20 protein-coding genes are annotated in these 23,625 nt (G+C 66.5%); 12 read left to right on the forward strand and 8 right to left on the reverse strand.

Annotation, left to right across the window (positions count from 1 at the left end):
• Window positions 1-235: hypothetical protein (locus tag AC066S_RS34955; RefSeq protein ID WP_478271777.1), on the reverse strand; the 235-nt coding region annotated here is incomplete at its 3' end.
• On the opposite strand from AC066S_RS34955, the gene AC066S_RS34960 reads away from it, so the two are divergent.
• The 4 genes from AC066S_RS34960 (at window position 159) to AC066S_RS34975 (ending at window position 5,772) form a co-directional block, all read left to right on the forward strand.
• Window positions 159-719 (forward strand): tetratricopeptide repeat protein, encoded by a 561-nt coding sequence (locus AC066S_RS34960; RefSeq protein WP_478271778.1) that lies wholly within the window; start codon window positions 159-161, stop codon window positions 717-719. The two genes, AC066S_RS34955 and AC066S_RS34960, sit on opposite strands and share 77 nt — an antisense overlap.
• A gap of 144 nt (window positions 720-863) precedes the next feature.
• Entirely contained in the window at window positions 864-1,535 is a 672-nt protein-coding gene (locus tag AC066S_RS34965) for an OmpA family protein (protein ID WP_167767804.1), read from the forward strand.
• 158 nt (window positions 1,536-1,693) lie between these two features.
• Window positions 1,694-2,623: an efflux RND transporter periplasmic adaptor subunit gene (locus tag AC066S_RS34970; protein WP_478271779.1), complete on the forward strand. Its 930-nt coding sequence runs from the start codon at window positions 1,694-1,696 to the stop codon at window positions 2,621-2,623.
• Window positions 2,623-5,772, forward strand: a complete 3,150-nt coding sequence (locus tag AC066S_RS34975; protein WP_135171679.1) for an efflux RND transporter permease subunit — start codon at window positions 2,623-2,625, stop codon at window positions 5,770-5,772. The genes AC066S_RS34970 and AC066S_RS34975 overlap by 1 nt, the downstream gene beginning before the upstream one ends.
• Before the next feature lie 94 nt (window positions 5,773-5,866).
• Here the strand turns inward: AC066S_RS34975 and AC066S_RS34980 are convergent, their stop codons facing one another.
• The gene (locus AC066S_RS34980) at window positions 5,867-6,541 is read right to left on the reverse strand and encodes a Crp/Fnr family transcriptional regulator (protein ID WP_126260607.1); all 675 of its coding nucleotides are present in this window, start codon (window positions 6,539-6,541) and stop codon (window positions 5,867-5,869) included.
• Between the two features lie 237 nt (window positions 6,542-6,778).
• Here AC066S_RS34980 and AC066S_RS34985 point away from each other — a divergent pair, with 237 nt between their 5' ends.
• From AC066S_RS34985 to AC066S_RS35000, 4 genes are all read left to right on the forward strand, one after another.
• Window positions 6,779-8,845 (forward strand): AsmA family protein, encoded by a 2,067-nt coding sequence (locus tag AC066S_RS34985; RefSeq protein WP_478271780.1) that lies wholly within the window; start codon window positions 6,779-6,781, stop codon window positions 8,843-8,845.
• Between the two features lie 171 nt (window positions 8,846-9,016).
• A complete protein-coding gene (locus AC066S_RS34990) occupies window positions 9,017-11,464 on the forward strand; it encodes an adenylate/guanylate cyclase domain-containing protein (RefSeq protein WP_478271781.1) in 2,448 nt (815 codons plus the stop codon).
• Between the two features lie 764 nt (window positions 11,465-12,228).
• A complete protein-coding gene (locus AC066S_RS34995; RefSeq protein WP_164718951.1) occupies window positions 12,229-12,369 on the forward strand; it encodes a hypothetical protein in 141 nt (46 codons plus the stop codon).
• 215 nt (window positions 12,370-12,584) lie between these two features.
• Complete coding sequence (locus tag AC066S_RS35000; RefSeq protein WP_478271782.1) at window positions 12,585-13,409, forward strand: hypothetical protein; 825 nt, start codon at window positions 12,585-12,587, stop codon at window positions 13,407-13,409.
• Here AC066S_RS35000 and AC066S_RS35005 read toward each other — a convergent pair whose 3' ends face one another.
• Window positions 13,410-14,711, reverse strand: a complete 1,302-nt coding sequence (locus AC066S_RS35005; RefSeq protein ID WP_478271783.1) for a Spy/CpxP family protein refolding chaperone — start codon at window positions 14,709-14,711, stop codon at window positions 13,410-13,412.
• Window positions 14,712-15,074: 363 nt separating this feature from the next.
• Window positions 15,075-16,142 carry a LysM peptidoglycan-binding domain-containing protein gene (locus tag AC066S_RS35010; RefSeq protein ID WP_478271784.1) on the reverse strand — a complete coding sequence of 356 codons (1,068 nt, stop codon included), beginning with the start codon at window positions 16,140-16,142 and terminating at the stop codon, window positions 15,075-15,077.
• Window positions 16,143-16,319: 177 nt separating this feature from the next.
• On the opposite strand from AC066S_RS35010, the gene AC066S_RS35015 reads away from it, so the two are divergent.
• Window positions 16,320-17,012, forward strand: coding sequence for a hypothetical protein (locus AC066S_RS35015; RefSeq protein WP_478271785.1), 693 nt, complete (start codon window positions 16,320-16,322; stop codon window positions 17,010-17,012).
• A 327-nt stretch (window positions 17,013-17,339) separates the two neighbouring features.
• Entirely contained in the window at window positions 17,340-20,003 is a 2,664-nt protein-coding gene (locus tag AC066S_RS35020) for a bifunctional diguanylate cyclase/phosphodiesterase (protein ID WP_478271786.1), read from the forward strand.
• A gap of 110 nt (window positions 20,004-20,113) precedes the next feature.
• Here the strand turns inward: AC066S_RS35020 and AC066S_RS35025 are convergent, their stop codons facing one another.
• The 4 genes from AC066S_RS35025 to AC066S_RS35040 form a co-directional block, all read right to left on the reverse strand.
• On the reverse strand, window positions 20,114-21,091 hold the full coding sequence (locus AC066S_RS35025; RefSeq protein ID WP_478271787.1) for a phosphatase PAP2 family protein: 978 nt from the start codon (window positions 21,089-21,091) through the stop codon (window positions 20,114-20,116).
• A 280-nt stretch (window positions 21,092-21,371) separates the two neighbouring features.
• Entirely contained in the window at window positions 21,372-21,494 is a 123-nt protein-coding gene (locus AC066S_RS35030; protein ID WP_283810171.1) for a hypothetical protein, read from the reverse strand.
• Window positions 21,495-21,603: 109 nt separating this feature from the next.
• Window positions 21,604-21,780, reverse strand: a complete 177-nt coding sequence (locus tag AC066S_RS35035) for a hypothetical protein (RefSeq protein ID WP_164718949.1) — start codon at window positions 21,778-21,780, stop codon at window positions 21,604-21,606.
• A complete protein-coding gene (locus AC066S_RS35040; RefSeq protein ID WP_478271788.1) occupies window positions 21,770-21,946 on the reverse strand; it encodes a hypothetical protein in 177 nt (58 codons plus the stop codon). Before AC066S_RS35040 ends, AC066S_RS35035 begins: the two co-directional genes overlap by 11 nt.
• Before the next feature lie 113 nt (window positions 21,947-22,059).
• On the opposite strand from AC066S_RS35040, the gene AC066S_RS35045 reads away from it, so the two are divergent.
• Together AC066S_RS35045 and AC066S_RS35050 are read left to right on the forward strand one after the other, a co-directional pair.
• The gene (locus AC066S_RS35045) at window positions 22,060-23,202 is read left to right on the forward strand and encodes a lactonase family protein (protein ID WP_478271789.1); all 1,143 of its coding nucleotides are present in this window, start codon (window positions 22,060-22,062) and stop codon (window positions 23,200-23,202) included.
• Between the two features lie 284 nt (window positions 23,203-23,486).
• Complete coding sequence (locus AC066S_RS35050; RefSeq protein ID WP_478271790.1) at window positions 23,487-23,618, forward strand: hypothetical protein; 132 nt, start codon at window positions 23,487-23,489, stop codon at window positions 23,616-23,618.
• The last annotated feature ends 7 nt before the right edge of the window (window positions 23,619-23,625 follow it).

The raw sequence follows: 23,625 nt of genomic DNA on the forward strand, positions 1-23,625 counted from the left end.
GCTCGCCGAGGACGGTCTCGAGGCTGAAACCGTCGCGGCGCACGTCGGACTCCGTCCAGATCTGCGCATCGATCGGCAGCAGGTAGCTCTGGCGCGCCGACTGGATGCCGAAGCCGCAGGTCGAGGCAGCCCTGCCCCCGCCGCCACCGCCTGCGCCGGTGAAGCCGATCGAGGCCGCGCCGGCGCCGAGCACGGACAGCGGACCGAGTGCCGCGGCCCTGGCCGACGATCCCACGATCAAGAGCCTGACCTCCAAGATTGCCGCCAATCCGGACGACGTGAACGCGCTGTACCGGCGCGGCCAGGTCTACGCCAGCAAGGGCGCCTACAACCTCGCCATCAAGGATTTCGACGATACGCTTCGGATCAATTCGAAGGACGTCGAGGCGCTGAACAATCGTTGCTGGACCCGCACCGTGGTCGGTGACCTCCAGGGCGCATTGAAGGATTGCAACGAGGCGCTGCGGCTGCGGCCGAATTTCGTCGATGCGCTGGATAGCCGCGGGCTCGTCAATCTCAAGTCGGGCGCGGTCAAGAACGCCATCGCCGATTTCGATGCGGCCCTGAAGATCAACCCGCGCCTGACCTCCTCGCTCTACGGACGCGGCCTCGCCAAGCAGCGCAACGGCTCCGCCCAGGAAGGGGCGCTCGATATCGCCAACGCCAAGGCGATGGATCCGAACATCGTTCAGGAATTTGCAAGCTACGGAGTGCGCTAGTATTTTTTTGAGCTGAGGCCGGCGGCGCCTCGAACCCTGGGGGGCCCAGGCAAGACTAACGAACGGATGCCGCAGGCTCCCCACGGGGGGCTGATTGCAGGAATTTTCGAACCGCGCGAGCTGGCTGCACTGGAGGGACTGGCTATGAAATCGGCTGCAAAGGGACTTACCGCGATCCTGTCCATCATCGCTCTTGGCGCCGCCCTGTCGCTGCCGGCCGCGCCCGCATTCGCCGGCGACGACGGCAACAGCAAGAACGTCACCGAGGACGACATCGTCCGCGCACTGGCACCGGCGCCGAAGAAGCCCCTGACCCGCGGCCTCTCGATCGCCCCGCAGGCCAATCCCGCGCCGAACGCGGCGGAGACCAAGCTGATCCAGTCGGTGCGCGGCCGCTCGACGCGTTCGCTGTCGTCGACCGAGCGCGAGGAGATCGCGTCAGTCGCCAAGGACAAGCCGAACATCGATCTCGAAATCACGTTCGACTACAACTCCGCCAATATCAGCGCCAAGTCGATGCCTTCCGTGCAGGCGCTCGGCCGCGCACTGACCAGTCCCGACCTGAAGGGCTCCACCTTCGTGGTTGCCGGCCATACCGACGCCGCCGGCGGCGAAGCCTACAATCAGGACCTGTCGGAGCGTCGCGCCGACGCGATCAAGCGCTACCTCGTCGACAAGTACAGCATCTCCGCGACCGACCTCGTCACCGTCGGCTACGGCAAGAGCAAGCTGAAGGATCCGAGCCAGCCGATGGCGGAGGTCAACCGCCGCGTGCAGGTCGTCAATATGGAAAACAAGACCACCGCATCGAAGTAAGCACGACGCAATCCTTTGAAGTGACCGGTCGTGATGTGGTGTAAAGTCTCGCTTCCAAAGCGCGTCCCGCAGCCTTGCGGGACGCCGCTTCGTTTCAGGGAAACGCGTTTCATGGGCCTCGCACGGACGGCCGTGAGCCAGGCCAGGATGATCCGGCGATGAATCTCTCCGAATATCTCAAGCCTGCCGGAACCGTGGTGTTCGTCGTGGCACTCGGCGTCGGCTATTATCTGTTCGAGCATCGCAAGCGCCCCGAGCCGAAGGAGACGCAAAGCGATGCGCTCGTCATCGTGACGAAGTCGACCAATGCCTGCTTCTCCGACCTCGTGCGTGTGACCGGCTTCTTCGTGCCGCGCCGCGAGGCCGTGGTCGTCGCCGACCAGGAAGGCTCCAAGGTCACCGACCTCCTGGTCACCGAGGGAACAATCGTCGCCGACAACCAGGAGCTGGCGCGCCTGACCGCGCCGCCGCAGATCCCGGGCCAGCCGCAGCGACCGGGCCCGCAAGGTCCGATTTCGCTGAAGGCGCCGGCGGCGGGCCTCGTCACCGAGGTCCGCACCATCGTCGGCGCGCCGGCCTCGCCGCAGGCCGGTCCGATGTTCCGTATCGCCGTCAACAACGAGATCGAGCTCGATGCTCAGGTCCCGGCGGTGCACATGACCAAGCTCAACTCCGGCGCCACCGTGCGCATCAGCCGCGACGACGCGCCCGATCTGATCGGCCGGGTCCGGCTGGTCGCGCCCGAGATCGACCGCACCACGCAGCTCGGCCGGGTCCGTATCAGCGTCACCAACAATCCCTCGCTGAAGGTCGGCGTGTTCGCGCGCGCCTCGATCGACGCGAAGCGAAGCTGCGGCGTCTCGATTCCCAAGACGGCGATCGACCATCTCACCATTCAGGTCGTCAAGGGCAACACGATCCAGACGCGCAAGGTACGGGTCGGACTGTCGTCCGACAGTGCCACGGAAATCCTGGAAGGGCTCGAGGTCGGCGAGATCGTCGTCGCCGATGCCGGCTCTTCGCTCCATGACGGCGACCAGATCAAGACCATGTTCGCCGATGAACTCGATCGCACGCGGGTACGCTGATGGCTCTCAATATCTCGGCATGGTCGATCCGCAATCCGCTGCCGTCGGTCGTCTTCTCGATCATCCTGCTGATTCTCGGCTGGGTCTCCTTCACCAAGCTCGCAGTGACGCGGCTGCCGTCGGCCGACATTCCCGTAATCTCGGTCGTGGTCTCGCAATTCGGCGCGGCACCCGCCGAGCTGGAATCCCAGGTCACCAAGACGATTGAAGACGCCGTCTCCGGCGTCGAGGGCGTGCGGCACATCACCTCCTCGATCACCGACGGCGTGTCGGTCACCACGATCCAGTTTGCGCTGGAGACCAATACCGACCGCGCCCTCAACGACGTCAAGGACGCGGTGACGCGCGTGCGCTCCAACCTGCCGCAGAACGTCACCGAGCCGCTGATCCAGCGCGTCGACGTCATCGGCCTGCCGATCGTCACCTATGCCGCGATCTCGCCCGGCAAGACGCCGGAGCAGCTCTCCTATTTCGTCGACGACGTGGTCAAGCGCGCGCTGCAGGGCGTCCGCGGCGTCGCCCAGGTCGAACGCATCGGCGGTGTCGAGCGCGAGATCCTGGTCTCGCTCGACCCGGACCGCCTGCAGGCCATGGGCCTGACCGCCGTCAATGTCAGCCAGAGCCTGCGCGGCACCAATGTCGACGTCGCCGGCGGGCGCGCCGAGATCGGCAAGAACGACCAGGCGATCCGCACGCTCGCGGGCGCCAAGACGCTGGGTGACCTTGCCGGCACCATGATTCCGCTGTTCGGCGGCGGCGAGGTCCGGCTCGACGATCTCGGCACCGTCACCGACACCATCGCCGACCGCCGCACCTTCGCCCGCTTCAACGGCGAGCCGATCGTCGCGCTCGGCATCAAGCGGTCCAAGGGCGCCAGCGACGTCAAGGTGGCCGAGGCCGTTCAGAAGCGCATCGACGCGCTCAAGGCCGCCTATCCCGACGTCGATCTGAAGGTGATCGACACCTCGGTCGAATACACCAACGGCAATTACCACGCGGCGATCTCGACCCTGTTCGAAGGCGCCATCCTCGCCGTCATCATCGTGCTGCTGTTCCTGCGGGACCTGCGCGCCACCATCATTGCCGCGATCTCGTTGCCGCTGTCGATCTTCCCGGCGTTCTGGGCGATGGATCTGCTCGGCTTCTCGCTCAACCTCGTCAGCTTCCTCGCCATCACGCTGTCGACGGGTATCCTGGTCGACGACGCCATCGTCGAGATCGAGAACATCGTTCGGCACATGAACATGGGCAAATCGCCCTATCGCGCCGCGCTCGAGGCCGCCGACGAGATCGGCCTCGCGGTGATCGCGATTTCGCTGACCATCATCGCGATCTTCGCACCCGCAAGCTTCATGTCGGGCATCGCCGGACAGTTCTTCAAGCAATTCGGCATCACCGTCTCGGTGCAGGTGTTCTTCTCGCTGCTCGCCGCGCGCTTCGTCACGCCGGTGCTGGCCGCCTATTTCCTCAAACATGGCCATCACGAGGAGCCGCCGCCCGGACGCATCTTGCGGTCCTATCACCGCATCGTGACCTGGTCGGTGAAACACTATTTCATCACGGTGCTGATCGGCCTCGGCATCTTCGCCGCCTCGATCTGGAGCATCACGCTGCTGCCGCAGGGCTTCCTGCCGGCGCAGGACAGCGCCCGCTCGCTGCTTGCCCTCGAGCTGCCGCCGGGCACCCAGCTCGCCTACACCGAAAAGGTCACCGAGGACATCGTCGCGCGCCTGCGCAAGCGGCCCGAGGTCAAGAGCATCTTCGTCGACGGCGGGCGCGTCCCGCCGGGCACGCAGGAAGTGCGGCGCGCCGCCCTGATCATCAACTACACGCCCAAGGGCAGCCGCGACATCACCCAGCGCGAGCTCGAGTTCTCGATCAGCCAGGAGCTGGAGAACGTTCCCGATATCCGCTTCTGGTTCCTGGACGAGAACGGCCTGCGCGCCATCTCGCTGGTGGTGACCGGCGTCGATCCCAACATCGTCAACAACGTCGCGAGCGAGCTTGCGACGCAGATGAAGCGCATTCCCACCATCGCCAATGTGATCTCGGAGACCTCGCTGGAGCGTCCCGAGCTGCGTATCGAACCGCGCGCCGATCTTGCCGCGCGGCTCGGCGTGTCCACCGAAAGCCTGTCGCAGACCATCCGCGTCGCCACCATCGGCGACGTCGGCCCTGCGCTCGCCAAATTCGACGTCGGCGATCGCCTGGTACCGATCCGGGTGCAGCTCGAGGATGCCGCGCGCGGCAATCTGAAGACGCTCGAACAGTTGCGCGTGCCGCTCGGCGAGCGCGGCGAGAAGGGCGGCGTGCCGCTCTCGGTCATCGCCGACGTCAAGCTCGACCAGGGTCCGACCAGCATCAACCGCTACGACCGCGAGCGGCAGGCCACCGTCGCCGCCGACCTCGTCGGCTCCGCCGCGCTCGGCGATGCCACCAAGAAGATCTACGACCTGCCGGTCATGAAGACCCTGCCGAAGGGCGTGAAGGTCTCGCCCTCCGGCGACGCGGAAAGCCTGAACGAACTGTCCGAGGGCTTCGCCACCGCGATCACGGCGGGACTGATGATGGTCTACGCCGTGCTGGTGCTGCTGTTCGGCACCTTCCTGCAGCCGATCACCATCCTGTTCTCGCTGCCACTCTCGATCGGCGGCGCCATCGCCGCCCTGCTCCTCACCGGCAAGCAGCTCACCACGCCGGTGTGGATCGGCATCCTGATGCTGATGGGTATCGTCACCAAGAACGCGATCATGCTGGTGGAATTCGCGATCGAAGCCATACGCGCCGGCAAGCCGCGCGAGGAGGCCATGATCGACGCCGGCATGAAACGCGCCCGGCCGATCGTGATGACCACGATCGCGATGGCCGCCGGCATGATACCGAGCGCTCTCGCGGTCGGCGCCGGCGGCGAGTTCCGCTCGCCAATGGCGCTCGCGGTGATCGGCGGCCTGATCTTCTCAACCATCCTGTCGCTGGTGTTCGTGCCCGCGATGTTCATGGTGATGGACGATTTCGGCGCCCTGATCTGGCGCTTCGCCAAGCGCCTGATCGTGCACAGCGAGGACGCCGAGACGGACGATCACCACGGAACGGCTCCAGCGGAGGCGCCCCGCGCACCAAAGAACTTCGTGCACCCGGCGGCGGAGTAGGACCGCGCGTCTCAAACGGACGACGCCGCCGGTTGGGTGCGATGATGAGTGCGCGGCGAGCAGGAAGATCGGACGACGCGAGCCGCCGCCTCCCCTACTCGTTTCGCGCGATCGCCGTCAGCTTGGTCATGTTCCGCAGCAGGATGCGGCCGCGCTGCAGATCGAGGATCGCCTCCTTGCGCCAGGCCTGGAGCTGGCGGTTGACGCTCTCGCGGGCGGCGCCGACGAAGACGCCGAGCTGCTCCTGCGAGATGTGCACCTCGGAGCCGAAATCGGCGGCGAGGGCGCAGAGCCGTCGTGCCAGGCGGACCGGCAGCGGCTGCAGCATGGATTCCTCCATGCGCTCGCTCTGCCAGCGGATGCGCTGGCACAGCAGCGCGATGATCTTGATCGCGACCTTCGGCTCGCGTTCGAGGAAGCTGAGAAAATCTTCGCGCCGCAGCACGAATAGTTCGCTGGCCTCGCCCGCGGTCGCATCCGCGGTGCGATTCTGGCCGTCCAGCACCGCGACCTCGCCGAACAGGTCGCCCGGACCCATGAAATTCAGCGTCAGCCGGCTGCCGTCGGCGGCGCCGGTCTCGATGCGGACCTGGCCACGGCGCACGCCGAACAGCGCGTCCCCGGGGTCCCCTTTCTGGAACAGCACCTCGCCATTGCCCAGATGCTGGGTGTGGCAGAGGTTGGACAGCCGCTGGAGCTCGTCTGTACCGAGATCCGCGAACATCGCGTTCATCTTCAGGATGACCGCAAATTCGGCCTGCTTGCTCATTTCAATGTCCTTGTGAACGTTTCTGGTCCGTTGTCTCGGCAAATCGCTTGAAACCATCACCATCAGGATCGCGTAAAACCGCGTCGGAGAAGTGTGTCATAAGTCACATAACTTTGCAGCACCCCCTGACTATTTTTACGCGCTTGGAGCCGCTTCCCGTCCGGGGATAAACTCAGGGCGCGAAGGATGGGTGGCCGGCGGGATTCGACGCCGACCGCCCGTCATTGGAAAGTCGACATGAGAGCAGTGAAATTCGTCGGCGCGGCTCTGGCCGCCGTCATTATCGTGATTGCAGCCCTGCTGGTGATCGGGATCCCGTCGGGCTTCCTGACCTCGACGATCGCCTCGCGGGTCGAGAGTGCGACCGGCTATCGGCTGTCGATCGACGGCACCACGAAGATCAGCCTGTGGCCGACGCTGAACGTCACCCTGAACGACCTCACGCTTGCCGACCCCAGGGATCGCAGCGGCATTACGCGCCTGACGGTCGATAGCGTGCAGGCCGAGATGTCGCTCTCCAGCCTGTGGTCGGGCCGCCCCGAGATCAGCGAGCTCATCGTCACCCATCCCGTGCTGTACCAGCCGCTGCTGCGTGAGCGCCTGCCGAATGCCGGATCGTCCTCGAAGCCGCCGACGCTGAAGGTCGACGGCGCGTCCATCGACCGCGTCAAGGTCACCGACGGCGAAGTCGCCTTCTCCCGCCTGCGCGATCGGGTCGAGGGCCGCATCAGCGCCATCAATGCCGACGCAATCGTCGGCCGTGACCGCAGGGTCAACGTCACCGGCACCGCGCGCGTGGGCGATCATCCGACCAAGTTCGACATCAAGGCAACCGCGCCGGCATCGCCGGCCGAACGGCCGACCGTTCCCGTGGATTTCGCCATCGACATGCCCGATGTGCTCAAGTCTCAACTCACCGGACATGCCGAGATGCGGCTGAGCGGCGACGTCGTGATGATCAACGGCGTGAATGGCCGGCTCGGCGACGGCGCGTTCAACGGCTGGGCGTCGGTCGACATCGCGAGCAAGCCCCTGGTGAAGGTCGATCTCGACTTCCAGCGGCTGGCGATCCCGCTGGCGAAATCGCCGCAGGGCGCGGCCGGACAGCCCTGGAGCAATGCGCCGATCGACGTCTCCGGGCTCAATTATGTCGATGCGCAGGTGAGAATCTCCGCGAACGAGGCCGTGATCGGCGATGCGCGCATCGCGCCGCTGGCGCTCGATGCAAAGCTCGCCGGCGGCGTGCTGAAGGCCGGCACCGCCAATCTCGGCGCCTATGGCGGCCAGGTCTCGGGCGAGGTGATCCTCGATGCGACCACCGGCGCGCCGAGCTTTGCCATGCATTCCGATCTGGTCGGCGTGCGGGCGCTGCCGCTGCTTCAGGGCCTTGCCGAATTCGACCGCATCGACGGCAAGCTGCAGGCCAAGCTCGCGCTGCGCAGCGCCGGCACCAGCCAGCGCGCCCTGATGGCGAACATGCAGGGCACCGCCTTCGTCAATTTCCAGGACGGCGCCATCCGCGGCATCAACGTCGCGCAGATGATCCGCTCGCTGACGACGGGCACGCTGTCCGGCTGGCAGGACAGCCAGAGCCCCGCTCAGGAGCAAAGCACGGACCTGTCGCAGCTCTCGGCCTCGTTCCGCATCGACAAGGGGCAGGCGGTCACGACCGATCTCAACCTGATCGGACCGCTGGTGCGCGTCACCGGCGCCGGCACCATCGCGCTCGACACCAAGATGATGGGTTTCCGCGTCGAGCCGAAGCTGGTGATGACCACCGAAGGCCAGGGCCGCACCAATGAGCCGGTCGGCTTCGGCATTCCCGTGATGATCCAGGGCTCCTGGTCGCAGCCGCGGATCTACCCCGATATGGCCGGCATGCTGGACAATCCGGACGCCGCCTATGCCAAGCTGCGCGAGATGGGCAAGGGCCTGTTCGGGCCTGACGGCGCCGGGCTCGGCAACATTCTGGGCAGCCTCGGTCTCGGTGGGGCCAATGCGCCGGGCAGCGGCAATGCGGCCGGCAGCGCCAATCCGCAGGCCCAGCAGTCCGGTCAGAACAACCCGCTCGGCGGCCCGCTGGGGGAGGCGATCGGCAATCTGATCCAGCAGGGGTTGTCCGGTGGCGCGGGAAGCAGCACCGGCACCGCGCCAGGCAGTGGCCGCAACCGCAGCCTGCCGGCCCCATCCTCCACACCGGCGCCGCAGGCTTCGCCCACCGCCCCGACCCTGGACGACCCGCCGGTCGCGCAGCAGGACAGTCAGCCAATGAACGACGTGCTGCGGCAACTCTTCAACCGCTGATGGGGCTGCGACCATCCCTCCTTCCATCCGCCCCGGCGTCCACAGCGGGTAACCACGCCGGCTTGTCGCCGGGGCGCGCGGCGGTCCTTTGGCCCAAATTGTGATAGAACGACCCCGCATGGGCCCATCGGCCCTTAGCGCCGGCGTCGATGGCGGCGCAAGAGGATCGGGATGGCAGGAGCGAACGACAAGACACGGTTTCTGCGCGAGGGCCTGTTCGCCAAATATGTCGTCTCCCTCGTCGGCCTCGTCGTGTTCGTCCTCGCGGTCAACGGCGCGATGGAGACCTGGATCTCCTACCGCGCAACCAGGACCCAGCTGACCGACGGCCTGGAGGACAAGGCGCAAAGCGCCGCCCGGCGCATCGAGCAGTCGATCTCGGAGCTCGACCGCCAGATCAGCTGGGTGACGCGGGCGAGCCAGGACACGCTCGAGAAGCGCCGCGCCGACTATGCCTCGCTGCTGCACCAGGTCTCGGTCGTCAAGCAGCTGTTCCAGCTCAACGGCGAGGGCCGCGAGGTGCTGCGCGTCTCGCGCCAGTCGACCACGACCGGCAGCAACGCCGACCTCTCCCGCGACATCCGCTTCACCGAGACGGTCGCCCGCGGCGTCAGCTATGCGCCGGCCTGGTTCGCCGACGGCACGCCCTTGATGTCGATCTCGGTGGCGCATTCCGGCTTCAATGCCGGCGTCACCGTGGCCGAGATCGATCTCAGCTTTCTCTCCGACTTCCTGTCCGACGCACAGGTCGGCAAGGCCGCCTTTGCCTATGTGGTCGATCCGCGCGGCCGCGTGCTGGCGACGTCGTCGAAGGGGCCCGAGGTCGGCAAGGATCTGTCGAAGCTGCCGCAGGTCGCGGCCGCGATCGCGCCCGACCACGCGGCCGACACGTCCGGCACCGACTTCAACGGCCATGCGGTGATGAGCGCCGCGAGCACCGTGCCGAAGCTCGGCTGGAGCGTGCTGTTCGAGCAGCCGACCACGCAGGCCCTGATGCCGATCCGCGACCAGCTGGTGCGCATCGCACTGCTGATCGGGATGGGCCTGATGGTCGCGATCCTCGCCGGCACGCTGCTCGCCCGCCGCATGATCATCCCGATCACGGCGCTGCGCGACGGCGCCCACAAGCTCGGCGAAGGCGATTTCAGCCACCGCATCGACGTGCACACCTCGGACGAGCTGGAAGACCTCGCCAGCCAGTTCAACCGCATGGCCGACCAGATCCAGGAGACCTATTCGAACCTGGAGACCAAGGTCGAGGAGCGCACCCGCGATCTCGCGCAGTCGATCAACGAGCTGAAGGTGCTGGAGGAGGTCGGCCGCGCGCTCGCCGCCTCGCTCGATCTCGACGCCGTGCTTCCGACGATCGCCGCGCGCGCGATCGAGATCACCCATGCCGATGCGGTGCTGATCTACGGCTTCGACGCCGAGCGGCGCCGCTTCAACCTGGTCGAGGCGGGCGGCATCGACAGATCCGCCGACGGCGCGCATGTCACCATCGACGAAGGCGACAACATCCTGAGCGATGCGGCCAGAAGCGGCGAGCCGATCGCGCTGGCCGATCTCGATCAGGCCACCGAGCAGCCGCTGCGCGAGGTCGCGCTCGCGGCCGGCTTCCACTCGGTGTTGGTGGTGCCGCTGGTCGACCAGCAGGGCACGCTCGGCTCGCTGGTGGTGCTGCGCCGCGGCGGTGGCGAGTTCGCTCCCAGCCTGATCGGCCTGATGCGCACCTTCGCCAACCAGGCGGTGCTGGCGATGCGCAATGCGCGCCTGTTCACCGAGGTCGACCACAAGGGCCGCGAGCTCGAGGCCGCGAACGAGACCGTGCGCGCCCAGGCCGACAAGCTGCGGATGCAGACCGAGCAGCTCAAGGACTGGAACAAGTCGCTGGAGGAGCGCGTCAAGACCCAGCTCGGCGAGATCGAGCGCATCCGCAAGCTCGAGCGTTTCCTGGCGCCGCAGGTGGCGCAGCTGATCGCCTCCTCCGACAGCCCGGAAGGGCTGCTCACCAGCCAGCGCCGCGAGGTGACGGTGGTGTTCTGCGATTTGCGCGGCTTCACCGCGTTCACGGAAGCGACCGAGCCGGAAGAGGCGATGAACGTGCTGCGCGAATATCACGCCGCGCTCGGCGGGCTGATCTTCAAATACGAGGGCACGCTCGACAAATATGCCGGCGACGGCGTGATGATCCTGTTCAACGCGCCGATCCAGTTCGAGGACCACACCAGGCGCGCCGTGAAGATGGCGGTGGAGATGCGCGACACCATCGGCCCCCTGACCGAGCGCTGGCGCAACCGCGGGCACAGCCTGGGGTTCGGCATCGGCATCGCGCTCGGCTATGCCACGCTCGGCCAGGTCGGCTTCGAGCAGCGGCTGGAATATGCCGCGATCGGCAGCGTCACCAACCTCGCCTCACGCCTGTGCGGCGAAGCCAAGCCCAACCAGATCGTGGTCAGCCGCCGCGTCTACGGCATGGTCGAGCCCTGGGTCGAAGCCCGCGCCCTCGACGATCTCCAGCTCAAAGGTTTCAATCACCCCGTGCTGGCGATGGAGATCCTGAGCTGGAACGATGAGGCGGAGAACGTGGTGGACGCATCAGCGGTGCGGCGACGGGGATAATCTTTCCGCCTGCGTCATGGCTTGTTCTCGTTCGCCGGCAGCATGTCGCGATCCCGCGGCGCATGGCGCCCGGGTTTTGCGCAGGTCTTGCGACCCTTCGAAATGGAAGGGCGCAGGGAAGGCCGGGCACCGGCTGGCACCCGCAAGACCCCTGTGCGTGAGTGCGTAATAAGTCGCTCACAGGGGAGAAACAGGTGTGGCCGAATGCCCGGCCTTCCCTGCGCGATGGTTGAAACGGCTTATGTCGCGCTCTCGCCGGTGAGTCGGTCCCTTTGCCACCGTCGCCTTGCGGCTTTCATCGGATGCGCCGTCCGGTTGGACCCACGCAACGCCGCAAGACTTGACGCCGGAGATTCGGGCGTCACGACCACACGATTTTGCCGTACGTCGGCAGCGCCGTCGTACACGCGCCCGCTGATCGCTCACGGGGACTACCCGCCCTGCGACCGCATCTGGCGCCAACGCCGCCCGCGTCCACCGCCCCTCATCCCACGAACCCTGACGATCGCGATCCGTCCCTTACCATGGGATGAGTTGGGAGAGATCATAGGGTGTGTCGCGCTTCTGGTAAAGAGAATTTTTGATTATTCGAATGTGGCCGGCTGCGGCCCGGACACGGAATGTAAAAAACAACCCCATGCACAGTAGATGGGGCCAGCCGGATCAAGGGGTTAGAGGACACGGATTCCGGCAGACTGAGGCTTGAGCGGGCACGTTCGCTGAGGGCTTGTTTGCTCATCGTGGTATGAGCCGAGAATGCATCCATGATGGCGTTCATCAACTCTTTCGACAACGTCGGCGCCCCCGCGCTCGCGACCCAACTCGAGCAACGGGATCAGCCGACGGTAGAGCATGAAACGCTTCTCAATGAGGGCGGAAAACGGCTCGTCAACGTTTTTCCTTAACGACGGATAGACCTCCTTCTGGACTACCCCTCTCCCCCGCCCTCCCCCGCAAGGGGGGAGGGAGCGCAGCAGGGCATGCCGCGCCGCAGGTCTCTCAATTTGGCACGAACCACATCCCCGCTCCCCGCGACTAACCCTCGCCTCAACGGCGAGGCGGCTTCGATGGGAGACGGCCTGTGACGTTTGCCTTGCCTTCGCGTGCTTATGATCTGCAGATGCTGGACCGGCCCACTGACCGCGCGCGCGACCAGGGCTGGGTCTTTGGGCTGCCGCCGGGCATCGCGAGCGAGCAATGGCCGCTCGATCCCGTCACCGGATATCCGCTGATGCACGGTTTTACGCTTCTGCTGCCGGAAGACTATCGCGTGCATGGCAAGGACATCGTCGCGTTGTCGTTCTTCGCCACTCCGGCCGATCACACTGACGGCGGCGCGATCGATGCCCCCGAGATCCGCGAGGCCGTGATGGCGCGGCCGTCGCATCCCCGTCTGTCGCGGATGACCGACATCCTCGACTACGAATATGCCGCGCTGTTGCTGACCAAGAGCGAGTACGAAGGCGCGTTGGCGACGCCGCCGGCGCCGCTTGCGCTGGCGACGGCCGATCGGCCGCGCTGGCTCGATGTCGGCGGCGCCAGCGCCTTCTACGGGGCCGCCCCGCCCTTCGCGCAGAAAATGTTCGCGGGCCCTCCACGCGCCGATCTGACAGAGACCCTCGGAATTGCCTTGAGGCCGCGGGCGACCGATCCCAACGCCGGCAAGCCTCCGCAGGACCCGCACTTCCCGCGCAACCCGCCGAGCGACTATCAGCCCTACTACTACTTTGTGGGCGCCCCGAGTCCCGAGAATTACCGCCTGCACGAGTGGGCCAAGGACCACGCCCACAATCATCTCGGCGGCACCATGCGGCCGTGCCAGGCGGTGCCGGAGATGAGCCCGTTCTACATCGAGTTCGAGGAATATTTCGGCGGTTACAATTTCGGCACGGGCAATGCGCAGCTCGATTTCAAGGAGATGAAGTTCGACTGGGCGTGCGGGTGATCACGCCCCCCGCTTCGGCCCGATCGCCTCGAACCCCGCCTTCTGCTCGTCGCTCAGATCCGCCTCGAAATCGTCGAGCGCGTCGGTGACGCCGTTGACGGCCTGCAGCATCACTTCCAGCCGCGCCTTGGCGGCGGTGAGGCGGGCTTGGGGTGTCGCGGCTGACACCGCCGGGCAGGCGCTGAGCGTCTGCATGGTGCGCAGGGCGGTGTCCTGGAGCACCTCGAAGCGGGCGCGGGCCGTCTCGTCGAGGCGCAGCGTGGCGGCGATGTCGTTCGCGGGCCATTGCTGCTGCACCAGCTGCTCGTATTGACGCTGCAGCTTTTCGTCATAGCGGGGATCGCTGTCGGCATCGCAGGCGGCCGCCTGCGCATCCTTGCTCGTATCCTTGTTCGTATCCTTGCTCGTTTCCTTGCGCTGCATCGACGCCAGCGCGGCGCGGCGCTCATTGGCGAGCGCATTGAGCCGGGCCTTCTGTTCGTCATCGAGCAGATCTGTGAACTTCGACAGCGGCGGCGCGACGGCGTCGATGGCCTTGATCATGGCCTCGATGCGCTCGCGCATCAGGCCGAGGCGCGCGGCGGCCGCGGCAGGCGCCTGCGCCGGGCAGGCCGCGCGAATGGTGTCGCGCGCATTGGTCCAGGCGGATGCGAGCTCGTCGAGCGCGGTGCGCTGCAATTCATTGGGTGCCACGGCCGCAGCGATGCGGTCGACCGGCAGGCCGCCGGTGTCGCTGGCCTCGCAGAGGGTCTCGGCGGTCGGCACGCGTCGGCCGCGCCGGCCTTGCGGCGTGGTGTAGGCCGCGAGCTCGGTCGCCGCATAGGGCGCGAAGATCGCGGCATAGATGTCGCCATAGCCGTAGAGCGAGAGGCTGGTCGCATCGCCGAGGATGATTGCGTTGGTGAGGTCGTCGTGCGCGAACGGCCAGAACACCGGGCCGACCCAGCCATAGCTGCCGTCGGGATGGCGCCACCAGCCTTGCAGGCGGCGGCCGCCCTGCCAGCCGGCAAGCGCGGCCTGCGCCGTGAGCGCCGCGCGCAGCACGTAAGGGTTGGCAGGCTGGCCGCGCTCGGCGCCGCGCGGGTCCTGCGATCGCAAGGCGGCGGAGCGGTAGCGGCCGCTCCGCACCGCCATGCGGGAATGGCGCAGCCGCGACATGCCGATCATGTGGCCGACGGCGAAACGCGCAACGCCGAGCGGGCCGCCGCGGATGCCGAATTGCGCCTCGGCTCTCTCAGGCAGCAGCACGGCCGCAATCAGGAGGGTCGCGCCGGTCAGCGCCAGTCCCATGCGTCCCGACATGACCGCCGACCTGACCAATCCGGCCTCCCTCCCAGCTGCTCACGCGCGCACTGCGTCGCAGGGGACATGACGCGCAAGGGAACCAATTGTTCCGGGTAGACACAGGGCAAAGCGTCGCGGGCGACCTGTGTCGGGGCCTGCACAATGACGCTTTGGCAACGGCCTGCGCGCGCGCCTCGTCCTTCGAGACGCTTGCGGCGCAAGCTCCTCAGGATGAGGCTAAGCACCATCGGTGTCCGTCGAAATTGCCGCCACACACGCAGTCCTCATCCTGAGGGCCCGCCAGAGGCGGGCGTCTCGAAGGATGGCCGCAGGGAAGCTCTCTCGAAGGCTTAGCTCGCAGAAAGACGGGAAGAACCGCGCTCACTCCGGCTTTTGCGGCAGCACGAAAGTCTGGCCGGGATAGATCAGATTGGGGTTGTTGATCTTGTCGCGGTTGGCCTTGAAGATGACGGCATAGCGGGCGCCGTCGCCATAGGCGAGCCGGCTCAGCGCCCACAGGCTGTCGCCGCGGGAGATCACGCGGCTGCCGCCGGCCTCCGGTGCGGCGTGAAGCACATCGGCTGGCGATGCCGATGCCACCGTCGTGGCCGCGGGCACCCGCGCCATGGCCCTGGGTTTCGGCCGGGCCGCTTGCCTGTCGGGCACTGACGCCAGGCGCGGCGATGCCGACGGCAGCGCGGCCACGACGTCCGATTTGTCATCGACCTTCTCGGCCTGCTTCGGCTCCGGCTTGATCTCCGGCTTGGTCTCTTGCCTTGCCACAGGCGCCGGGCGCGCGGGCGGCGGCGCCGCCTCGGCGATAGTCACCGGCATTGTCCGGCCGGACTGCGTGACCGTGCCATCCGGCGCCCTGGCCCGCAGCGTCAATTCATAGGAGCCGGCGGGAAGCCGCGGCGGGGTCATCACGAACTGGCCCGAGGCGTCGGCGATCACCGTATCGAGCGGCTTGCCGTCGCGCAGCAGCTCGACCTTGGCTCCCGGCGCGGCCTGGCCCGCGATCACTGCCGCCTCGCCGTGATCGTCGACGCGGGCGACGTCGAAACGCGGCCCGGTGTCGGCGGCCGCCGGCAGCTTGACCGGCGCGAGATCGGGCAGCGCCGCAGCCTGCTTCGCCGTCTCGGCCAGCGGGGCCGCCTTCGGCGCGAGGGCCGACGCCGGCGCAGGTTCAGGGGCGGGCGGCGTGACGGCAGCCAGCTTTGACTGATCCGGTTTGGGCTGTTCCGGTTTCGGCTCGGGCTTGAGCTCGACCTTGGCCTCGACTTTGGGTTCGACCTTGGCTTCCGGCTTGGCTTCCGGCTTGGCGGCGATTGCGGTCTTGGTCCCGTCGTCCGGCAGCAGGCGGCGCAGCTCGGTTGGACCGATCACCAGCACCGTGCCGACCAGGGCGAGCAGGCAGAAAGCAATGAAGGCCTTGGATGCGGTGATCATCGGAAAAACCTTGGATGGCAAATCAACCGAGGCCGGCAGGGTGCGCCGATTTGGCTGCGGCAGCAAGCCGGTCGAAGGGATGATCGCCCGGTCGCGCCCACGCGTCGCGGATGAACCGGCGCCGCCCCCTCGGCGTCATATCAGCGAGGCCACAACTCTATATTGTAGGATCTTCCCGTGACCGCATCCATTCGCACCGCGCGATGGCTGGCGCTCGCCTTGATGCTCGCCGCCGCCCCCGCGCTGGCGGCCTCCGGTCCGCCGCCCGGCTTCACCGTCACCGACGACGCCGACCTCGCCTTCACCTCGCCCGACGGCGCCACCAGGCTCGAACAATACATGAAGGACAATGGCGACTGGGACGTCAAATGGCAGGTCTGGGCGCGGCGCGGCGAGCAGATGACGGAGCTGAAGCCGGAGCAGGACTATCCGGCCGGCTTCCGCTTCACCAGCGACTCGCAATGGCTGGTTCGCATGCAGAAAGCCGGCTCCGGCGAGCAGGACCTCTTTCTCTACCGTGTCGAGAACGGCGCCTTCGTCAGCGCCACCAAGCAATCCCTCGGCGATCTCGCCTGGGCCTATTTCCGCAGCCGGCCCGACACCCACAAGATGAAGCTCGACTACCACATCTCGGCCAATCTCGTGAAAGGCACCGAGGACGCCTATCGCTGGCTCGGCGTCGACTGGCCGAGCAACCGCTATCTCGTCATCTCGCTGTCGGGCGAAATGGACAAGCATCCGAAGAACGTCGCGGTGAAGGGATTGGCGGATTGGAAATGCCGTTACGATCTCACGACCGGCAAATTCGACGTGCCCAAGATGTTCGCCAAGGGCAATGCGGAAGCGCTGAGATGGGAGATCAAGCGGTGAATGCCGCAACGGTGCTCTCGCCGTTCCCTCCCCCCTTGCGGGGGAGGTCAGGGAGGGGGGTGCCACACGGGGACTCCTTCCGTCACTCGCCACAATGAATGCGTCGTCAATAAGGGGCACCTTTTCCTGAGCCACCCCTCTCCCTAGCCCTCCCCCACAAGGGGGGAGGGAACATACTTCCGTCGCGGCGCCATGCGGGTCTCGATCAGCGGTCGCTTTCGCTAGAAACCAACCCACTCGCTCCGCTCCGATTCATATTTTCCTAACCCTTGCTGGTAACGGGGTCTTGTCGGTTTTGCCGCATCCTGCATTCCACGGGAGGGCTGGATGGGCGCATCGATCCGATGGACCGCGCGACTACGCGCGTTGCTTCGCCGTTGGCAGGGAGCCCCGCTGACGTGGCTGATCGTCGGCGGCTTCGTGCTGATGGCTGCGATGGCGATCGGCACCGCGCTCACCGTCGACCGCTTCCGGCAGAATGCGATCGAAAGCGGCCGCGACCACCTGGAAAGCTCCGTGCGCCTGCTGGCCCGGCATTTCGACCGCGAGTTCGAGGACTTCGCGGTGCTGCAGAAGAGCATCGTCGCCGAACTCGAGAGCCGCGGCATCGAATCCGCCGATGTGTTCCGCAGCGAGATGGGCACGCTGGCCGTGCACGAGGTGCTGCGCGCGAAGGCCAGCGGCTGGACCGACGTCGCCGGCGCCAATCTGTTCGATTCCGGGGGCATGCTGATCAACTCGTCGCGGCGATGGCCGGTCGCCGACATCTCGGTCGCCGACCGCGGCTATTTCCGCCGCCTCCAGAACGATCCGGCCGCGCAGGAGGAGATCGAGGTCGTCCAGGGCCGGCTCGACAACAGACCGGCCATCGTGCTGGCGCGGCGCGTGTCCGGGCCGCACGGCCAATTCCTCGGCATCGTCGCGCGCGCGATCGCGCCCGAGCAGCTCGAATCCTTCTTCGTCTCGGTCGGGCTCGGCGAGGAATCCTCGATCGCCATGCATCACCAGAACGGCCAATTACTCGCCCGCATCCCGCGCGTCGATGCGATGATCGGGCAGAACTTCCGCAAGGGCACGCCAGAGCAGATCGCGGTGTTCCAGCGCACCTTCGTCTCCACGCAGCTCGCAAGCCCGATCGACGGCAAGGACCGCATCGTCGCCTCGCGCCTGCTCACCGGCGTGCCGCTGGTCGTGGTCGCGACCAAGTCGCTGGACGCGGCGCTCGCGACCTGGCGCACGCAGACGAAATTCTTCGTCACCATCGCGGTGCTGTCGATCAGCCTCCTGGTGCTCACGCTGTTCCTGATCTTCCGCCAGGTGACGCACCGGCTCTCGCTGGAGAAGCAGCGGCTCGACACCGCGATGAACACGATGACGCAAGGGCTCCTGATGTTCGACCGGCACGAGCGGCTGATCGTCTGCAACCGGCGCTACATCGAGATGTACGGCTTGTCGACCGACGTGGTGAAGCCCGGCGCCTGGTTCCGCGACGTCATCCAGCATCGCCATGACACCGGCTCGTTCCATGGCGACGTCGAATCCTATTGCGGCGACGTCCTGAGCAATGTCGGCCGCACCCAGAGCGCCATCGTGGAAACCGCCGACGGCCGCCTGATCGAGATCAAGAACCAGCCTGCCGCCGCCGGCGGCTGGCTCGCGACCCATGAGGACGTCACCGACCGCATCCGCGCCGACGAGCGCATCGCGCATATGGCGCATTACGACGCGCTGACCGACCTGCCCAACCGCGTGCTGATGCGCGGGCACCTGGAGCGGCGCGTTGCCGAGCTCGGCGAGGGCAAGCCGTTCGCCATCCTCTATATCGACGTCGACGAGTTCAAGGGCGTCAACGATTCGCTCGGACACGAGGTCGGCGACGAGCTGCTGCGCCAGGTCGCCAACCGCCTGCGCGCCTGCGTCGGCGGCAACGACCTGGTCGCGCGGCTCGGCGGCGACGAGTTCGCCATCGTCAAGGCCGGCACCAGCGACCAGGCCGAGCTGACGGCGCTGGCGGAGAACATCCTTGCGGCGTTGCGCGCCCCGGTGGATTGCAAGGGCCAGGAGATCCCGACCGACGCCAGCATCGGCATCGCGATCGCGCCCGACCATGGCGACAATCTCGACGACCTGCTCAAGTGCGCCGATCTTGCCATGTATGCAGCGAAGTCGGAGGGACGCCGCACCTACCGTATCTTCGCGCCCGAATACGACGCCAAGGCGAAGCAGCGCCGTCAGCTCGAGCTCGATCTGCGTCAGGCCCTGCTCCGCGGCGAGTTCGAGGTGCACTACCAGCCGCTGGTCGACCTCGCGGCCAATGTCGTGACCGGCTGCGAGGCGCTCTTGCGCTGGCGCCATCCGCAGCGCGGCATGATCTCGCCGGCGGACTTCATTCCCGTGGCGGAAGACACCGGGCTGATCGGCGAGATCGGCGAGTGGGTCTTGCGGCAGGCCTGCCTCGAGGCCGCCTCCTGGCCCGGCCAGATCCACATCGCCGTCAACGTCTCGCCGCTGCAGTTCCGCTCGCGGACGCTGGCGCTCAAGGTCGCCGCCGCGCTCGCCGAGTCAGGCCTAGCGCCCGGACGGCTCGAGCTCGAGATCACCGAGACGGTCCTGATCCGCGACGACGAGGAGGCGCTGACGATCCTGCAGCAGCTGCGCGAGCTCGGCGTGCGCATCGCGCTCGACGATTTCGGCACCGGCTATTCGTCGCTGAGCTATCTGCACCGCTTCCCGTTCGACAAGATCAAGATCGACCGCAGCTTCATCAGCGACATCGGCGAACCCGAGGATTCCTCGCCGATCGTGCAGGCCGTGGTGCACATGGCCGCCGCCCGCCGCATGGCGACGACCGCCGAAGGCGTCGAGACCGAAGCCCAGCGCGAGGTGCTGCGCCAGCTCGGCTGCAGCCAGATGCAGGGCTGGCTGTTCAGCCCGGCGGTACCGGCGGCGAAACTGAAGCAGTTGCTGGCGGCGCAGGCGGCAGCGGCCTAAAGCGCGATGCGATCAGGATGTATCGCCATCGCGCTTCACGTTGTTGTTCAAGCATGATCTCTGCGGAAAACCGCGGCGCACTTGTCCGGATCATGCTTTAGCGAACGCGATTATTTCGGAACGCGGGCGAATACGGCGTCGGCTTCGACAGGCCCGGCAGGCTGCATGCGTTCACCCGCCAAACGGGCGACCGCGCGTTGCACGGCGATCCAGCTCAACAGCGCGATCGCCAGGCCGGCGATGACGTCGCAGAAATAGTGGCTTCCATCCACCGGCGTCGCCGCGATCATCGCGACATTGAGCAGGGCGGCGATTCCCCCGACATACTTCACCGGCCACAGCGCCAACAGGAACAGCAATCCGAGCGCGGCATGCAGGCTCGGGAAGCTGATGATGCCGTCGGCGCCCTCGGCGACCAGCTGGCGGAAGGTTCCGTCGCGCAATCCGAAGAATACGGGAAGCGGCAGATCCCGCGTGACCGGCACGATCGCCGGAGAGTCGACCGACGACAGATGCAGATAACCCCAGACGCCCTGCGCCGGCATCAAGGTCGATACACCGATCGTCACAAGGGTCGTCAGCACGAAGCTCAGCATGAAGACGCGCAATCGCAGAGCATGCCCCGCGGCGGCCAGGACGAGAACGATAGCGGTCGCTTGCAAGGCAAAGCTCGCATAGGCAAACGCCAATGTCCGATGCAGAAGCGGCGCGGCGTTCATGGCGTCGAGCCACGACATCCAGTCGAAGCCGAGGCGCCGGTCCAGTGCGGCGAACTCATTGTCCCACAATGGCAATGCCGCGCTCGCCGCGACATAGGAGAGAGGGGCGGCCACCGCTGCAAATGCAATGAGCTGGGCCGCCGCGATCAACGCGCCGGCGAGGGCCGCGTCCTTTCGGACGGCCGTGTAGAACCAGCTCATCGATACGAGCAGGATGCCGACGAGGGCAGGCTTCCAGAACGAAAGCCATTCGATCCGGAACGGCCCCAGCATCGCCGCGATCAGCACGACACCGGCCGTGGACCCGATCGCGAGCCAGGCGATGCGATCGGCGTGCTTCGACGCGTCGGGGGCGGTGGGGTGGGTCATGGACGGCGATCGACCAGGGCGGCAGCGGGAACGACCGGCGGGATGACGTATGACCATGGGCCGCCAGGTGGGGCCAGCTTTATCGGACGAAGATTAAGAGAGTCGTTCCTGGGACCCTTCAATTTCCTTCAGTCGGCGGCACGATCGAAGCCGTCGTCCTAAAATGGACGTTGCACCACGCCCATCGCAGGCAGTCTTTCGCCTGCACCGTGGCGCGCGCGTGCATGGAGGACGATTCCGCCCGGGGATGGCGACCTCGCGCTTTGAGGATAGCGCGGGCTCAGAGCTTCTGTTTGGCCGCGCTGATTTCGACGAACTCGGCGTCGGGATGGCTGACGATGGTGGCGACCCAGATGCCGCTGATGATCAGCGACCAGGCGGTGTTCCAATAGATCCAAAACACGAGCCAGCCTCCATTTTCGATCGCCGTCCGCGGCATCGGGATCGCGACAAGCCGAGGGCTGCTCTTCCCAGGGCGGGGTGCGGTGCGGCCACCGGCGCTATGTTGGCCACTATTTAGATTTGGTCGGCGGCGACACATGATCGGTTTGGCCGGTGTGGCGCTTTGCCACGACGTCCTCATCGCGCTCGCCGTCGCGCGGACGCGGCGGCGACTTGGGGAGGCCGGCCTGGCCGCCATGCTTGCCACCCATGTCGGGCTTACCTTCGAGATCGTTTTCACGGGGCATGCAGGTTCAATGCGCTGGCGCGGCTTTGGTTCGCATGGTGCCGGCCAATTTGGCTGCGAGCGATCTCATGGGATGGCCGCACGTTGCATCCCTCTGGCCCGCCTTTGCCGTCGCGCACGGCGGCGATGCGGTCGTCATCCTGCGGCGACCGATACGATTTCGGCATCGATCAATCCCAATTCGAATTTGGTGCGGCGGTGCGCCGCCCGCTATCCTCATGGGCAAAAGGACAAGGCCGGCAAAAGGACAAGGCCGCGATGCGGCCTTCAGGAGGAGCCCATGTCGAGACCGCCCCGAGGCAGCGCAGCCACGGCGCCCCGCGCTGCGATCGCCGTCACCCTGTTCGCTTCCCTCACTCTCTTTTCTGGAGTCCGCGCCGGCATGGCCGAAACCTACACCTATGTCGGCAACGCCGACAGCAACGACATCAGCGTGTTCAAGATGGCCGAGAGCGGCGAGATGATTCCGCTGCAGACGGCCGCCTTCAAGGGCGTCGACAAGCCCGGCTCCTCGACGCCGCTTGCGATCACGCCCGATCGCCGCGTGCTGATTGCCGGTGTCCGCTCGCAGCCCTACCTCGCCGTGAGCTTCGCGATCGATCCCAAAACGGGCCAGCTCAGCCCTGTCGCCAGCGGGCCGCTTGCCGACAGCATGGCCAATATCGCCGTCGACCGCAGTGGCAGGTTCCTGTTCAGCGCCTCCTATGGCGGCAACAAGGTCGCGCTGAATCCATTGAACGCAAACGGCGTCGCCGGCGAGCCGAAGCAGGTGATCCCGACCGGGCTGAACGCACACGCCTTCCTGCCCTCGCCCGACAACCGCTTCGCGTTCGCGACCAATCTCGGCTCCGACCAGGTGCTGGCCTTCGCGTTCGACGCCACGACCGGCACGCTGACGCCGAGCGATCCGCCGGCTCGCAAGGTGCCGGAGAAATCAGGGCCGCGGCACTTCGTGTTCCACCCCAATGGCAGGTTCGTCTATCTCCTCCACGAGCTGAACGGCGACGTCGCCGCGTTCGCCTATGAGGCCACGAGCGGCGCCTGGGACGAGATCCAGCGCATCACCGCGCTGCCGGAAGGTTTTTCCGGCAAAGAGCCTGACAAGAAACCCTGGGCCGCCGACATCCGCATCACCCCGGACGGCCGCTTCCTCTACGCCTCCGAGCGCAGGACGAGCACGCTCACCGCCTACAAGGTCGACGCTAGCAGCGGCAAGCTGACCACGATCGGCAGCGTGCCGACCGAGAAGCAGCCGCGTGGCTTCCACATCGATCCCTCCGGCCGCTACCTCGCCGCGGTCGGCGAGCTCTCCGACAGCATGACGGTCTATGCGATCGACCAGAGCAGCGGCGCGCTGGCCAAGCTGAAATCCTATCCCACCGGCAAGAAGCCGAACTGGGTTGAGTTCGTGACCCTGCCGTGAGCAGGGCAATCGTTTCGAGCCCTGCACTTTCGAGCACGATAATTCCACATCGTCATGGCCGGCCTTGTCCCGGCCATCCACGGCTTGCCCGCGGCACGAAGAACGCGGATGCCCGGGACAAGCCCGGGCATGACGACCTCCCGTGCAGGTGCATACGATCACCCTCCGCCGTGAGAGGCGCCACGACCGACCTACGTAATCATCCGTAATTTCGGAGAGCGCGCCTTGTCGTCATATCATCGGCCATGGACCGTCATATCGTCTTCAAATGCCCGCAGACGGGCATGAACGTGCAGCATCGGCTCGCCAACGAGCCGACCGACCGCACACATGAATCGGTGTCCTGTCCGGCCTGCACGCGGCTGCATCTGATCGACCGGGCCAGCGGCAAGCTGCTGGGCGAGCGCCGCGGCTGACGGGCCG

The organism is Bradyrhizobium sp. CFUWI (assembly GCF_056429085.1).